The organism is Anaerosporobacter sp. (assembly GCF_965301125.1).
Map to the genome: position 1 here is coordinate 6,041 of NZ_CBDLAM010000011.1, position 16,551 is coordinate 22,591.

General features: G+C 35.1%; 17 protein-coding genes. 1 reads left to right on the forward strand and 16 read right to left on the reverse strand.

Features of this window, described 5'->3' with window-relative positions; genetic code table 11:
- The 12 genes from ACW2QF_RS02170 to ACW2QF_RS02225 all read right to left on the reverse strand — a co-directional run.
- A partial coding sequence (locus tag ACW2QF_RS02170) for a chromate transporter (protein ID WP_455714351.1) occupies positions 1–203 on the reverse strand: 203 nt, incomplete at its 3' end.
- Between the two features lie 455 nt (positions 204–658).
- The gene (locus ACW2QF_RS02175; protein WP_455714352.1) at positions 659–1,195 is read right to left on the reverse strand and encodes a chromate transporter; all 537 of its coding nucleotides are present in this window, start codon (positions 1,193–1,195) and stop codon (positions 659–661) included.
- 126 nt (positions 1,196–1,321) lie between these two features.
- Positions 1,322–2,767, reverse strand: coding sequence for a 4Fe-4S dicluster domain-containing protein (locus tag ACW2QF_RS02180; RefSeq protein ID WP_455714353.1), 1,446 nt, complete (start codon positions 2,765–2,767; stop codon positions 1,322–1,324).
- Positions 2,768–3,058: 291 nt separating this feature from the next.
- Entirely contained in the window at positions 3,059–4,039 is a 981-nt protein-coding gene (locus ACW2QF_RS02185; RefSeq protein WP_455714354.1) for a Gfo/Idh/MocA family protein, read from the reverse strand.
- Between the two features lie 97 nt (positions 4,040–4,136).
- Positions 4,137–4,676, reverse strand: coding sequence for a rubrerythrin (gene rbr / locus ACW2QF_RS02190; protein WP_455714355.1), 540 nt, complete (start codon positions 4,674–4,676; stop codon positions 4,137–4,139).
- Between the two features lie 141 nt (positions 4,677–4,817).
- The gene (locus ACW2QF_RS02195; RefSeq protein ID WP_455714356.1) at positions 4,818–5,663 is read right to left on the reverse strand and encodes a tRNA 2-thiocytidine biosynthesis TtcA family protein; all 846 of its coding nucleotides are present in this window, start codon (positions 5,661–5,663) and stop codon (positions 4,818–4,820) included.
- 33 nt (positions 5,664–5,696) lie between these two features.
- Entirely contained in the window at positions 5,697–6,809 is a 1,113-nt protein-coding gene (locus ACW2QF_RS02200; RefSeq protein WP_455714357.1) for a cysteine desulfurase family protein, read from the reverse strand.
- Positions 6,810–7,123: 314 nt separating this feature from the next.
- Positions 7,124–7,615, reverse strand: coding sequence for a Fur family transcriptional regulator (locus tag ACW2QF_RS02205; protein ID WP_455714358.1), 492 nt, complete (start codon positions 7,613–7,615; stop codon positions 7,124–7,126).
- A 42-nt stretch (positions 7,616–7,657) separates the two neighbouring features.
- Entirely contained in the window at positions 7,658–7,795 is a 138-nt protein-coding gene (locus ACW2QF_RS02210) for a FeoB-associated Cys-rich membrane protein (RefSeq protein ID WP_455714359.1), read from the reverse strand.
- A 2-nt stretch (positions 7,796–7,797) separates the two neighbouring features.
- The gene (gene feoB, locus ACW2QF_RS02215; protein ID WP_455714360.1) at positions 7,798–9,963 is read right to left on the reverse strand and encodes a ferrous iron transport protein B; all 2,166 of its coding nucleotides are present in this window, start codon (positions 9,961–9,963) and stop codon (positions 7,798–7,800) included.
- A gap of 19 nt (positions 9,964–9,982) precedes the next feature.
- Entirely contained in the window at positions 9,983–10,207 is a 225-nt protein-coding gene (locus tag ACW2QF_RS02220; RefSeq protein ID WP_455714361.1) for a FeoA family protein, read from the reverse strand.
- Between the two features lie 16 nt (positions 10,208–10,223).
- Positions 10,224–10,433: a FeoA family protein gene (locus ACW2QF_RS02225; RefSeq protein WP_455714362.1), complete on the reverse strand. Its 210-nt coding sequence runs from the start codon at positions 10,431–10,433 to the stop codon at positions 10,224–10,226.
- Positions 10,434–10,667: 234 nt separating this feature from the next.
- Between ACW2QF_RS02225 and ACW2QF_RS02230 the strand changes: the two genes are divergently transcribed.
- On the forward strand, positions 10,668–11,045 hold the full coding sequence (locus ACW2QF_RS02230; protein ID WP_455714363.1) for a metal-dependent transcriptional regulator: 378 nt from the start codon (positions 10,668–10,670) through the stop codon (positions 11,043–11,045).
- 66 nt (positions 11,046–11,111) lie between these two features.
- Here ACW2QF_RS02230 and ACW2QF_RS02235 read toward each other — a convergent pair whose 3' ends face one another.
- The 4 genes from ACW2QF_RS02235 to ACW2QF_RS02250 form a co-directional block, all read right to left on the reverse strand.
- Positions 11,112–13,763, reverse strand: a complete 2,652-nt coding sequence (locus ACW2QF_RS02235; RefSeq protein ID WP_455714364.1) for an NYN domain-containing protein — start codon at positions 13,761–13,763, stop codon at positions 11,112–11,114.
- A gap of 330 nt (positions 13,764–14,093) precedes the next feature.
- Positions 14,094–14,432, reverse strand: a complete 339-nt coding sequence (locus tag ACW2QF_RS02240) for a hypothetical protein (protein WP_455714365.1) — start codon at positions 14,430–14,432, stop codon at positions 14,094–14,096.
- On the reverse strand, positions 14,380–14,832 hold the full coding sequence (locus ACW2QF_RS02245) for a hypothetical protein (RefSeq protein ID WP_455714366.1): 453 nt from the start codon (positions 14,830–14,832) through the stop codon (positions 14,380–14,382). Before ACW2QF_RS02245 ends, ACW2QF_RS02240 begins: the two co-directional genes overlap by 53 nt.
- Positions 14,833–14,932: 100 nt before the next feature.
- Positions 14,933–16,551: ABC transporter permease (locus ACW2QF_RS02250; RefSeq protein WP_455714367.1), on the reverse strand; the 1,619-nt coding region annotated here is incomplete at its 5' end.

Here is a 16,551-nt window from a genome sequence, read left to right on the forward strand (position 1 = left end):
ACTCTACCCACATAAGTTGATACATTGACAGCAAACGGACCTGGTGTGCTTTCACTTACTGCGACGAAGTTAACTAGCTCCTCTAGTCTCATCCAGTTATTTGCCACCACTTCCTTTTCTATCAGAGGCAGCATTGCATAACCACCGCCGAAGGTAAATAGGCCTATTTTAAAAAAGGATAAAAAGAGTCTTAGATATATCATTTTGATTCCTTTCTTGGTAAATACTTTTATCGATGCAAAACTCTCTATATTTTCAATGCTTCTTAGCTGTCGTGCTATGACACGAAACACACTTCACATCTAAGTACTTCTAAGTGTGTACATTAGGGTATGCAAATGATGCGGAACCGCCTTCGATTCGGCTTCCTGCCTCAGCTCAGGCTTACTCGACTTCCATGCCTCGTATTCCTAGGTGTTTCAGTACACACTAAGAAGTACTTTAGTTGTTTCGCTATCGTTTCTTAGTCATAGCACGTCAGCTAAGAAGCAACGCTAGGTTACTAAGAGTTTTGCTGATTTACTTTGTTGATACTCAAATAAATAAATTACCTAAATGAATAAATATAGTTAGTATTCATAGTCAATATTGTTTATTGTTTTTTAATAACTCTCAGAATAAAGTGCTATAGCAGAGCGTAGTATACAGCTGGATACTACTATACTATCCTACTTATACAAAGTCCTGCTATGGCACATATGATAAGGACTAAAATAGCACTAGCATTAAAGAATCCAACGCTAATAAATGCTGCAATTATGATACTATAGCTAAACCAATTTTTCTTACACTGTTTAAACATGGAATAACAGGCACTTAGTATAAGTACAAATACTCCTGCACGGATTCCTGTAAATGCATACTGTACTGCAGGGAATTCTTCAAATTGCTTCAGAACGAAGGATACTATTAATATGATTAAAAACGATGGCAATGTTACGCCTAGTGTTGCCATCATTGCTCCAAAAACTCCACCTAAATGATAGCCTACGAAAGTAGCGGAATTAACTGCAAATGGTCCAGGGGTTGATTCCGATACAGCAATTATATCCATCATTTCTTTTTCATCAATCCACTGTTTATCAACTACTTCTCTTCGTATTAACGGTATCATTGCATATCCGCCACCAAAGGTAAACGCTCCTATCTTAAAAAACGTTAGGAACAATTGAGTATACTGATTTTTCGTACTCATTCAATAATCCTCCTAACCAAAAATAAAAACTGTTATCCGTTATCAAACAAGTGATTTTCTTGTTTAATCCCAAATAACAGCTTTTCTATTAATAATTATCTTCAATTTTTTGAATTCTATCCATTATCATCTATGCATTGAGAAGGAATCCATATCATAATTTTTAAGATTTTCATGAACTTCACGTCTATCCGCAGCTCCAATCAATTGATCTCTTGCCTTCTTTGCCGGTAATTCATCTTCATAACGACTTGGACCACCAACGCAACCACCCTCACAGGCCATTCCTTCAATGAAATCTTCTGGTAATTTTCCTGCCTTTAACAATAATAAAGCTTTCTTACATTCCGCTGCGCCATTGGCTCTACAAATCTTAGCATCGATTTCTTGGTCTGTTTCTTTCATACATTGTAACACTGCTGCTGTAACACCACCTGAATTACCAAATAATTTACCATGCACGCTAGCACCCTGATATGTATTATCAGCTGGTTCAAGTTTTACATCTTTTGCTCTCATGATGGCTCTTATTTCACTATAAGTCAATGCATAATCTGCATTTCCTTCTATCTTTTGATCTACAACTTCAGATTTTTTGGCAGTACAAGGGCCAATGAAAACAGTAATAGCACCTGGGTGTTTTGCTTTTACCATTCTTGATACTCCACACATTGGTGATACTGTAGTTGAGATATGGTCTTCTAATTCTGGATAATGTTTACGAATCATATTCACAAACCCAGGGCAACAAGATGTTGTCTTCTTCTTACCTTCTTTATACGCTTCTACCCATTCGTCCGCTTCACTAGCTGCTGTCATATCACCGCCAAGCCCAACTTCGATTAAGTCTACAAAACCAACTTTCTTAGCTGCAACCCTCCAGCTTTCCATTGTTATATCTGGTCCAAACTGACCTTCTGTTGCTGGTGCTACCATTGCATAAACTGGTTTTCCTGATTTTAAAGCATTTACTACATCAACTATAAAAGTCTTTGTTCCAATAGCACCAAATGGACAGCTGTGGATACAACGTCCACACTGAATACATTTTTTAGAATCAATTTGTGATACACCATATTCATCATAAGTAATCGCATTAACAGGACAGCTATTTTTACAAGGACGTTTCAAACCTGCAATTGCATTATATGGACAGACCTTTGAACATTTACCACATTCTTTACATTTTAATGGGTCAATATAGGAACGTTCTCTTCCTTTTGAGATTGCGTCGAATTTACAAGCACTGATACATGCTTTACCCGCACAATTTTGACAGTTATCTGTCACGACATAACTAGAGATTGGGCAGTCTTCGCAAGCCGAACTAATTACTTGTACTATATTTCCATTATCTTTAGCAGCAACAGATTTTCCTTCTGCTAAACGGATTCTTTGTCTGATAATCTCTCGTTCTTTATATATACAACAACGAAATTGAGGCATTGGTCCTGGAATTAGTTTCATAGGGATATGATCTCTCTCTTCTTCAAGTTTCCCTTCGAAGGCTAATTTAGCCACTTCATACATTACATCATGTTTGATTTTTACCAAATTTTCATCTGCGTACATTGTTAACTCCTATCTGCACAATAATTATATAATAATACTATGATGTTGGGGTCAAAAGGTATTTTGACCCCTGATACCTACGGATTGTTACGCACTTTGTGCTCTCACAATCCTAAAAACATTCGAAATCCACCCTATTCGGGCTACTTTCTCATGTTTTACGGGTCCCAAAGTCATGTTTTTTCATGCAAGCATGAAACACATGACCTTTTGACCCTGGTATCATACTATAATATTATAATATAATTCGGCTAATATCTATAATAAACTTATATCAAAATACTTATCTGATTAATTATCTGTCTCATCCCATGGATAGATTACTCCCCACTGTTTACGAAGAGAATCCATTAATTCCATTATCTTAATCGTCTCAGCATGTGGCATCTGTTCACATTCTAGATGTCCATTTTTCAAAGCTTCAACACATTCTTTAACTTCGTATTCATAACCAGTAATTTGGTCTTTAAATGTTTCTTTCTTAATCAACTCATCCTTAAGATCGTATACTCTAATCTCTTCACAATTATTTATGTTCTGAACTTCCATATAGCCATCAGTACCACTAATTACTCCCATACGATTTGTTCTGGCATGAAATGTACTGTGTAGCGTCGCCATCTTCCCATCACCATATGACAATGTTATACTATTCATACTATCAACACCACTATCTGTTACAATCGCAGTTGAGGATACTTCTGAATAATCACTTCCAAGCACCATAAAGGCAAAATTAATTGGATACACTCCAAGATCCAATAAGGCACCTCCAGCTAAAACTGGGTCAACTAGACGTTTCTTATGGTTAATAACATATCCTAGATTCGCTGTTACAGAAGTCACTTCACCAATGATACCACTCTCAATAATTGATTGAATTCGCTCTCTACTTGGCATATATCTTGTCCAGATTGCTTCTGTAATAAATACTTTCTTTTCCTTTGCAAGAGAAAGTATTTCTTTTGCTTGATTTGCATTTGCAGTAAACGCTTTCTCGCATAGAACAGGTTTTCCATGTTCTATACACAATTTAGCATGTTCATAATGATGAGAATGTGGTGTAGCAATATAAATCAGTTCAACTTCTTTATCGCTAACCAAATCTTCGTACGAACCATAAGCTTTCGCAAAACCATTCTTTGTTGCAAAAGCATTCGCTTTCTCAAAATCACGGGAGGCTACCGCATAACTCACAATCCCATCCATCTTGCTTATTGTATTCGCCATAGTTTGTGCTATATTTCCTGCACCAAGAATACCAATTTTCATAATTTTAAGCCTCCTTATAAAAGAAAAAACAATCCCCATCTACATTGTAGCGAAGATTGTTTTATGTATAGCATTCACTCTACTTTATATCTTAACCTTAGTAGTTTTCAGCTTTAACTTGGAAATATGCTTGTGGATGCTTACATACTGGACATACTTGAGGAGCATCTTTTCCAATAACTAGATGACCACAATTTGCACATTGCCAAATAGCATCTCCATCTTTAGAGAATACAAGACCGCCTTCTACATTAGCTAATAATTTAAGATATCTCTCTTCATGAGATTTTTCAATCTTAGCTACTTCCTCAAATAAGTATGCAATTGTATCAAATCCTTCTTCTTTTGCATCCTTAGCAAAATTAGCATACATGTCAGTCCATTCATAATGCTCACCAGCAGCAGCTTCTTTTAAATTTTCAGCAGTATCTGCCAAACCATCATGTAATAGTTTGAACCAAAGCTTAGCATGTTCCTTTTCGTTTGCAGCTGTTTCTTCAAATAAGTCAGCAATTTGTTGATAACCATCTTTTCTAGCTTTTGATGCATAGAAAGAATATTTATTTCTTGCTTCTGATTCCCCTGAAAATGCTGCCCGTAAATTCGCTTCTGTTTTTGTTCCTTTTAAATTTGACATATCTGTTTCCTCCTTCGATATTACGTATAACGTAACTGTATCAAACGAAACTTACAATTATGACATTGTAAGTTCATCTGACACTTCTATTATACCATGATATGGAAGATTGTTAAACCAAAATTAAAAATAATGGAATAATTATTTTTTGTCGTAAGTATCTAAGAAGGAATGTTCCACGCCCTTTTGTTTATAAGATATCAAAGTATCCAGACTTACGTTATGGATACTATTAAAGATATTTGTCTCAATTGTTGGGTTATCTCTCTTTAATTTCTTAATTAATTGTTTTACTTCTTGGCGTTTTGAACCACCACCACCATTATCGCATATTGTACAATGTTCAGTGAATCTGCAAGCACATTGGATGAATTCTAATTCGTTATAATTCTTCCATGCAATTATATTTTCTTCTAATATGCAGTACATTGGACGAATTAATTCCATACCTTCGAAGTTTGTACTGTGAAGTTTTGGCATCATTCCTTGAATTTGTGAACCATATAACATTCCCATTAATGTAGTTTCAATTACATCACTCATATGGTGTCCAAGGGCAATTTTGTTACATCCAAGTTCTTTTGCTTTTGCGTAAAGATTTCCTCTTCTCATTCTTGCACATAGATAACATGGAGATTTATCAATTTCATTAACGATATCAAAGATATTGGTTTCGAATACAACAATTGGTATCTCTAGTAATTTTGCATTGCTCTCAATCTTCTGGCGATTAATTGGATTATAGCCTGGATCCATTACAAGATACGTAACTTCAAAAGGAACTTCTGTAATTCTTTGTAATATCTGCATTAGCTTAGCTAATAACATGGAGTCCTTACCACCAGAGATACATACTGCAATGTGATCTCCTGGTTGAATTAATTCATACTTTTTAATAGCTTGTACAAATGGTGTCCATATTTCTTTTCTATATTTCTTATTAATACTTCTCTCTATTAATTGACAAGTCGTTAATTCTCTACTCATTTTAATTAATCTCCTAATTCATTCTCTTCTCTATTATTCCATACAGCATAGATTTAATTTCTCTAAGAAATAATCAAGCTCTTCCTTTGTTGTCATATGGCTAATGCTTATTCGAAAAGAAGACATCGCTCTCTTCTTATCTTTTGTCATTGCAAACACTGGTTTTGAAGGCGTTGTCTTTACAGAACATGCTGATTTTGCAGATAAACAAATCTCGTGTCCTGCAAGTCTTTCTTGCATAACATACCCGCGAATACCTAGCACACTGATATTCAGAATGTGCGGCACACTTTCAACCGGGCTATTAATTACAACTTGTTTTATCTTCACAAGTTGTTCACGAAGATAGCTATTTCTTTCTTTCACAACCTGATATCTGTCATCAAATTCATCTAATGCCAATTCGGTCGCCTTTTGAATTGAAGCTGCCATGGCTACAGCAGGTGTTCCACTTCGATAAATTGTTGTGCTTACACCACCATGTATTAGTGGCTCAATTATTAAATCATTCTTCTTAATTAAAACTCCACAACCATTCAATCCATAATACTTATGAGGAGTAAAACTAATTGTATCTGCTAAATTAAAATCTAGTTTAATTTTACCAATTGCCTGTGTAGCATCTACATGCAATCTACAATTTGGAAATTCTTTCACTATAGATGCAATTTCTTTAAGGGGTTGAACTACACCTAACTCACTGTCGACAGCACAAACAGTTACTAGAACCGTATCTTTTCTTAGTAATTCTCTAAGACTATCAAGATTCAGTGTACCATCTTTGCATATATCAAGCATATCAATCTCATATCCTTGTTCTTGTAGATAGGTTAAGGTACCACTCACAGAAGAATGTTCAAGTCCCGAAGTAATGACATGCTTTCCGACATGCCTACTACTTCTTGCAATTCCTTTTATTGCGGTGTTATTGGATTCACTAGCACCTGATGTATATATGATTTCTCTATCTTCTAATTCTAGTTCCTTCCTCATACTTTCAATAATGGATTCCATCTTATCTTTTGCAGCAACGCCAAGTGGATGAAGAGAATTGGGATTACCAAAAAACTCTTGATTTACCAAACAGAATTCCTGTAACACTCGTTCATCTGTCGGTGTATTTGCTGCGTAATCTAAATATATCATACTAATTCTCGCCTCTTACTCTATTAAAATCAAATATTTATTAACTAAATTATTCTACATGTTTTATAGGAATAGTAGTATTATAGCATACATAAAGAAAGATGGACAATATATTTCAAGGAACACTACTCTAATTTTCTTACCAAAATAAAAAAGCTCTTATGTCAATGTTGGTGTGGGTACAATGTACCACGCACCCCAGCACTGACATAGAGCCTAAAAAAACAATCTTAAAAGTTGCATCTATGAAAGCTATAATTATCCTTCTTAGAATTCCAACTATTTAAGATTGTTTTATAGATATCTATATAGAATTAACCGCAATTTTCCATGTTAGGCTTGCTAGTATCCATACTTACAGATATAATCTTTTGATTCTTAACATAACCATAACTGGTTAGTCCAGCATGAATAATGTCATTCCATTTCTTTGTTGACATCTGATAGATTGTACCATCATCCAAAGAAACTGTGTACTGACTATCCGTATTGCACTCTTGGGAATACAAGACTTTATACATGTTACTTCTGTTGATAGCCCCAATCTCCTCTAAGGTATTTACCATTCTATAAACAGTAGCCTTGCCAATATTTTGATCAAGTTTCGATGCCTGATAGTAGATTTCCTTACAGCATGAACACTCTTGACCTAAGATTATGTCTAGGATGAGCAATCGTTGTTTTGTTATTCTGCATCCACTTTCCTTTAACTTTTCAATGATGCGATCTTTCTGCATCTTTGATTTATGATAGCTTCTTCTATCTTGTGTATCTTTATTACTACATGTACATTGTTGCGCTGCCATATTACTATTCTCCTTTCAGACACTGGAGACTTTCAACCTATATTACGAACAATGTCCTCCACAGTGTTTACAATCTCCACCGCATACTACAGAATTTCCTTTTTTCTTTTCCGTTACCATATGCTTAATTATTAAAGTTACAATAACTACAAGAATACTTCCAACCAAAATAGTTCCCATATTTATCCCCTCCTTTTACTAGGTCTTACTAGTAAGAAGATGAATGCCACAATTACCACCAATGCTACAACTGTTCCAATTCCAAATGCCCCTGTTGTTATGAGTGTTCCAATTTGATAGATACAAAGTGAAGCAAGATAAGCCAATACCGTTTGATATCCAATTGCAAACCAGAACCATTTTGCATTACTCATCTCTCTCTTAATCGCACCCATTGCTGCAAAGCAAGGTGCACACAATAAGTTAAATACTAAGAATGAATATGCTGCTACTGTTGTCATACTTGAAGCAAGTGAGCCCCAAATTTCGCTTCCATCCTCGGCTACTTCAGCAAATCCGTATAACACACCAAAAGTACCTACCACATTTTCTTTTGCTATAAGTCCTGTGATAGCAGCAACAGTTGCTTTCCAGTTACCCCAACCAAGAGGAGCAAAGATTCCTTGAATAGCACCACCAATTTTCGCAAGAATACTGTGATTAATTTCCAAATCATCTAACATTCTAAATTGTCCATCAACCCAGCCAAAGTAAGTTGCAAACCAAACTACTATTGTAGATAACAAGATGATAGTTCCAGCCTTTTTAATAAATGACCAGCCTCTTTCCCACATACTTCTTAATATGTTACCTACCGTTGGCATATGGTAAGCTGGTAATTCCATTACAAATGGCGCTGGATCTCCTGCAAATATTTTTGTCTTCTTAAGTATAATTCCTGAGCAGATTATTGCTACAATACCTACAAGGTAAGCACTTGGTGCAACCCACCACGCTCCATCAAATAGTGCACCTGCTATTAAAGCGATAATAGGTAACTTTGCACCACAAGGAATGAATGTAGTTGTCATAATTGTCATCTTACGGTCACGGTCGTTTTCAATTGTTCTTGATGCCATAATACCTGGAACACCACAACCGCTACCGATTAACATAGGAATAAATGATTTTCCTGATAATCCAAATTTTCTAAAAATACGGTCCATAATAAATGCAACCCTTGCCATATATCCACAAGCTTCTAAGAATGCTAGGAATGCGAATAAAATTAACATCTGTGGTACGAAACCTAATACTGCACCAACACCGCCAACAATACCGTCAAGTATTAATCCTTGTAACCAATCTGCACAACCAATTGCTTGTAAAGCAGACTCTATAACGACTGGAATACCTGGAACATGTAATCCAAAGAAACTCCATCCTTCACCAAACACACCATCATTTGCCCAGTCTGTTGCCCATGTTCCTACTGTAGTAACAGATATATAATATACAAGAAACATAATTGCTGCGAATATAGGTAACGCTAAGAATCGATTCGTAACAATACGGTCAATCTTATCAGATGTTGTTAACTTCTGATGATCTTTCTTAGTACAACAATCTTTTATTATAGAAGATATAAACACATATCGATCATTTGTTATGATACTTTCTGTATCATCATCCATCTCATCTTCAATTTTATTAATCTCTGATGAAACATCAGGAACGACTTTTAATTTAGTTTTGATCTTCTCGTCTTTTTCTAATAATTTTATTGCAAAGAACCGTCTTTGACTTTCATCTACTTCTAAAGAAAGTTTTTCTTCGATTTCATCTAATACAGTTTCTACTTCAACTGAGAATATCTTCGGCGCTTTGGCTCTACTTTTAGCTTTATCTGCTAACTTTAAAGCCTTCTTAGCTGCCTCTTCAATACCAGTTCCTTTTAAAGCTGAAATTGTGGTAACCTCACACCCTAATTCTTTCTTTAGCTTTTCAATATGTATCTGATCACCATTCTTTTCAACTACATCCATCATATTAACAGCTATCATTATAGGAATTCCTAATTCCATTAATTGAGTTGTTAAGTATAGATTTCTCTCTAAGTTGGTACCATCAATAATATTTAAAATAACATCTGGTCTTTCATCAATAAGATAGTTTCTTGCTACTACTTCCTCCAATGTATATGGTGATAAGGAATAAATACCTGGGAGATCTGTGATAGTAACTTCCACACCTGGTTTTTCTATGTACGCTTTCTTAAGCTTACCTTCCTTCTTCTCAACCGTTACTCCCGGCCAATTTCCAACAAATTGATTTGAACCAGTTAACGCATTGAATAATGTTGTCTTACCACTGTTTGGATTACCTGCTAATGCAATTTTAATTGCCATTATGTTCACTCCCCTTTTCTTATTCCTCTACTTCTATCATCTGTGCATCTGCTTTTCTTAAAGATAATTCGTAGCCTCTTACTGTTAATTCAATTGGATCCCCTAACGGCGCGATTTTTCTCACGAAAATTTCAATGCCTTTTGTAATTCCCATATCCATTATTCTTCTCTTTACAGGTCCTTCTCCTGTAAGCTTCTTAACAGTTACTGTTTTCCCACAAGGGATTTCATTCAATGTTTTCATACTCTTTACACTCTCCCTATACTAGTATCTTTCTGGCCATGTCTTCTCCTATGGCAACTCTTGAGTCTTTCACATTTACTATTACATTTCCTTGGATTTTAGATATTACTGTTACCATTCCGCCAATTACAAATCCAATGCTTTCTAAGAACCTTTTGGTCTCCTCCTTTCCACCAACTTTCTTAATCACTTTTTCCTCTCCAGGGTTCATCATTGTTAATGGCATACACTCATCCTCTTTCTTCGTTCAGTAACGGTTAAGAGCATCCGTCCTAATTGATAACGACTTTCATTTACAATCTTATAGTTAGTATATTCTAACCTGAATTTGTTGTCAATAACTTTTTATCAAAAATCTGTAAAACTTGGAATCATACATTCGTTGCATATCTAGGATTTCTATGATATACTAACTAAAGCTTTATAATACAAACGAAATTAGATTATGTGGAGGTTAAGGATGCACATTAACGAATCAGCTGAAAATTATTTAGAAACCATACTTAGATTAAGCGAAACTCTACCTGTCGTTCGTTCGGTCGATATTGCCACAGAGCTTGGCTTCAAAAAGTCCAGTGTTAGTGTAGCTATGAAAAATCTTCGTGAAAACAACTACATAACAGTAACGGATGCTGGCTTCATCTATTTAACGGAATCAGGTAGAGAAATTGCTGCTATGATATATGAAAGACATGATATTCTATCTAGTTGGCTTGAAGCCCTAGGTGTAGATAAAGACGTAGCGTCAGAAGATGCTTGCAAAATGGAACATGTACTAAGTAAACAAAGTTTTAATGCAATCAAAGAATATGTAAATACTCATATATTAACAAATTAATAAAGCTAAAAATAAAAACGGCTAATCATAGCCGTTTTTTTATTTTTCTAATCATATGAAGTTTATCTAATCATTATCTGTCATAATTTTCTTAATATGCTCTGCTGTTTCCTCAGATATAGAATCAAAGAGTCGATTCTGTTTAATCTGTTGTTTCTCAAGATAGTCCTCACGAAGACTTTCATTTACACGTTTTACGTCTTCCTCCAATTCTCTTGCTGATAATAACCTACACCCTTGCCCCCTAATAATCACTTGTTCCACTCCATCAGAAGTTGCCACTGTAATGTTGTATTTACGACTATTCTCCTGTGAGAACTTCTCAATATATTGATCTGCTGTCTCTGCTTCTTTCGTAAATACAATATGAATATTATGATAATCCATAATCTCTGTCATATGACCTTGTACACGATATGCATCATAGACAATAATTAAATTACATTTTTTTATTGCTTGATAATTACATAATATATCTTGTAGCTTACCTCTAGCACCGTCCATATTTGTCTGAGCAAGCTGATTCAATTCTTGCCATGCATAGATAATATTGTATCCATCTACTAGTAGATACTCCTCTAATGCTTCTGCCTTCTTATAAGTTCGCACAACTGCCCCAGTATTACTATCTACTCGTTTAGCTGAATTTCCTTTGTAATAATTTACTTTCGCCCCACTATTGGCATAGAATGTACGGTTAAGAATCTGATCAATCTCATCAGTATCAATCCATTGTTCTTGATAGGAAGTCTGCGTTTGAATCTCTTTGTCTATATTATCTGAATTCTTTGCTAATGTATCTAGATAACTTTCTACATGCATATAATCCTTTACTTGATCCCAATTTACAATAAAGCCAGCTCCGTGGGAACAGAATACTGAGCTTGTTGGATTCTCCAAGTCTTTCTCTGAATCATAATCATATGCCTCAATTATCTCATTTGCATTATGGCATGGCTCATATCCTTTTAAGTCACAGAATAATCTACCATGACCACCTGTGTAAGCAATTACTTCATTTTGATAATCACGCATCGTAATAACAGGTGCACTACCAACAAGTGTTGACATACCTTCTTTGGTTTCTCTAATCTCAAATGTTCCATACATCTTCTCAATATCAGTTATCGCTCTGCCAATTACTTTCTCTGGCACTTCTAATTGAAATTCATAATACGGCTCTAACAATACCGAATTTGCTTGCTTTAACCCTTGTCTGATTGCTCGGTATGTAGCTTGTCTGAAATCCCCGCCTTCTGTATGCTTTTGATGTGCACGCCCACCTACTAAGGTAATCTTCATATCTGTAATGCTGCATCCAGTAAGTACACCTCTATGTTCCTTCTCTGCCAGATGTGTTAGTACAAGGCGTTGCAGGTTACGATCTAAATCATCTTCACTGCATATAGAATCAAATTGCAATCCCAAACCTGGTTCACCTGGTTCTAACAAAAGATGCACCTCAGCATAATGTCTAAGAGGTTCAAAGTGTCCGACTCCCTCTACAACATTTGATATGGTTTCCTTATATACGATATTTCCTGTTCCAAACTCTACTTTTACACTAAATCGTTCTTCTATTAAACTACGTAAAATTTCAATCTGAACTTCACCCATAATTTGTGCTTGAATCTCTTGCAGATTCTCATCCCACACGATGTGAAGCTCTGGTTCTTCTTCCTCAAGCTGACGCAATTTAGGTAACATTGCACTAGCATCGCAACCTTCCGGCAACCTAATTTGATATGTTAAGACTGGGGATAAGATTGGAGCCATAGAAGCCTCTTCGATACCAAGTCCTTCTCCCGGAATGGTTTTTGTTAGCCCTGTAACCGCACAAATTGTACCTGCTTTCACTTCACTAACCGCTTCATACTTTACACCAGAATAGATACGTATTTGATTCACTTTTTCTTGCTCATTTGTTAATACATCTTTCACCTTCAAGCTACCACCAGTAACTTTCATATAGGTAAGACGATTTCCTTGTTCATCTCTTGCAATCTTATAAATCTTAGCGCCGAATTCTTCTGGATATATTGGTTCCACCGTAAATTGCTCAAGTCCAACCATTAAGTCTTCTACACCATCTAACTTTAGGGCAGCACCAAAGAAACAAGGGAATATCTTTCTTTTTAAAATCATTTCCCTTATTTCTTCAATTGTAATGCTTCCAGATTCCATATATTGTTCCAACAATGCTTCATCACACATTGCTACATTCTCAAAGAATTCTTCCGACTTTGTATCACCAAAATCAATACAGCCATCATCTAGCACTCGCCTTAACTCTTCAAGTACTTTTTCCTTATTTGTTCCAGCCTGATCCATCTTATTCACAAAAAGAAACACTGGAATCTTATATTTGGCTAATAACTTCCATAATGTTCTTGTGTGCCCCTGAACTCCATCTGCTCCACTGATCACTAAGATTGCATAGTCTAGTACTTGAAGTGTTCTCTCCATCTCTGCAGAAAAATCGACATGTCCAGGAGTATCAAGCAGAGTAATTTTTGTATCCTTTAGGCTAAAAACTGCTTGCTTAGAAAATATGGTAATCCCTCTTGCCCTCTCCAATGAAAATGTATCAAGGAAGGCGTCACCATTGTCCACTCGCCCAAGCTTTCTTATACTTCCACTAATATACAACATGCTCTCTGATAATGTGGTTTTACCAGCATCTACATGCGCTAAAATTCCTGTTGTTAATTTCTTCATCTATATTCTCTCTTTTTGTATTCTTTATTATCGATATTTTAACATTTGATTTTCTCTTTCATTTTTATCTATTTTAACATACTCATTAACAAAAACCAAGGTTTTAGGGCACCCAGCCGTAATCTTTGATTTCGTTCATGTGCCTAGCTCTTTTTAGTGAGTTTACCGATCAATAAAATACATAAAAGAAAGAGCCGATGAACTGCGAGGTATCTCACTCTTTTCTCGGCTCTGGGTCTTTGTGTCTGACTCTTTTGTATTATTACTCCTCAATATCAGGAGCGTTAACTATTTGTTGGACATACCAATGGCTTTCATAAACAGATACCTTTATCTCAAATAAGTATCAAAGAATTGTAATATAGATGAATTCATCTTTCTAACAGTTTTATTAACATTAAGAGTTATATCTTGTCCAAACACCAATGTAAGTGGCGGGCAAGAATACGCAAGATCTGTTAGTGTCATATGCCCAGCACCTTTCATATAGATATGCTCTTCTACAACCGATTCATCTGTTAACATCTTATAATTTTCTTCATATTGACTCCAATTACCAAGATTCTTCCACGAACTATCGCTATATACATTCAATACTGGTACTGGATATGGCTCCTCATTCCATACAAAGGCATTGTCTTTCACACCAATAATATCGCACATATCCATGACTAGCTAATTCCTCATAGAGTGCAACATTACTTTCTTTCACCCCAAACGTACCATGTGAGAATACAATCAATGGTGATTTTCCATAAGATTCTTTGTCCATTTCTTCTGGAAACCAGAATTTCACGTTTAACCAACGATTCTCCTTTTTATCGGAATATGTTTCTAAACGTTCTGTATCCTCATACATTGTAGTGAATGTTCCAACCCCATATTCTCCAGTAGGTTTCGGTAATTCATACTTTGGAAATAGCATAAGAATAACCGTTGAAACAAGTAATGCTATCCCCCCAAATATGCAACAATAACCTGCTGGAGTATGGTTCGACTTATTACTAATACAAAATACAATTAAGATTATTTCTAGCAAACAGCTTATTCCCAATACAATTGTTCTCATTATTCGTACTCCCCCTTAAAATACTTATCATTCATCTTAATTTACTAATATAAGTATACAGCGGTTTCCATTTTCTTGACAACATAATTCTTATAGAACTCTACCCTTGATAGCGTATTCTCTCTACAAGGGATTCTTTTTTAATATTCCTACTTAATATAAAAGATAATACGCCTTGTAGTCCTAATAGTATACCTAGCATAATTACTACTTCTATAATAGGAAAATGGTAAATATTCAAGCCAATCCAACCATTTGTCTTTCCATACAGAAAAATCCCATACCCTAATGGTATTCCAACAATTAGGGAAACGATCACTGTTCCAATTGTAAAGATTAAACCTTCCGCTTGAAGCATTCGATTTAATTGTTTATTAGACATGCCTATTGCTTGCAATACCCCAAATTCTTGTTTTCTTATTATAATACTTGTAATCATCGTATTGGCCATATTCATAAATCCAATTAATCCAATAATAGCAAGGAATGTATATCCTAATAGTTTCATAAATTGCATATTAAAATTTGAAGTTTGCAATACTTCTTTATAGGTTAACGTCTCAATATGTCCTGTACCAAGAAATAAATCATCTAATTCTTTTTCAACAGTAGCAATATCTTTTTGCTCACAATCAACCCATACATAACCAATATGCTCCTCTTCCAAATTCCATGTCTTATACGTATCCTCTGTAATTGCCCAGTCAGTATCTAATGAGCCAAAAGAACCTATTAATGGAGCTTCTATTTCTCTACCATCTTCTACCTTCATACTTACTTCTTGATTAATGGTATATCCATAGTCTTCTACAAAATTTAACCAACCAAAAAGAATAGCATTTTCTTTCGAAGCTTTATCATAGTCAAGAACTCCTAATGTACTCCCTTCACTTAACCTGTTGAAATCTTCTCGATTCAATACAGAAACTGACATTGGTCCATTTTCCTTAGTGTTAATAGTGAATATTTTTCTAGTGTAAACATTCGTTACCCCATTAAGATTACGTATCTTTTCCACTGTTTCTTGATTAAATGGATTGTTTTTCAATATATTATCCAAATTGTTTTCGGGATACGCTTTATCATTCATTGAATAATCCAAACTAATATAAAACTGCCCCTTTTCTACGTAACTTCTAGCATCATATTCCTCATCCATATTTCCAACGAAATTAGCCATTACAACAAAAAGTACACAAGATAATCCCATAGTCAGAATAGTGGAACATGTTCTTCTTTTATTACTTGCTAAGTTCGCTAACATAAGATTTTTCACATTAACCTTAGTCTTTCCTTTACGAATACTTCTTTTCGTGCCTGTATTCTCTTGATAACGCATGGCATCAACTGAAGATACACTAGATACAATCTTCATAGGCTTCTTCAATGCTAACCAAACAGTGAACAAAGATAAGAAAGCAACGGCTAAAATAATAGGTATAGAAAATAAAGAAACTTGTATCATACTAATCTCATTAATCATTTCAGATTTTCTATTAATCCACTGAAATGCAACTTTAGCAATAACAAATCCTAGGAATTCCCCTATAGGAATACCTATAAAAGCAAGATACATTCCTTCCTTTAATATAATTGATTTTAATTGCTTCTTGCTCGCACCTAAGGCCTTAATCTTACCATATTCCCAGATCTTTTGCGTAATACCTACCTGGAATATATTATAGATTACAACAACTGAAAATATAATTACTAGTATAC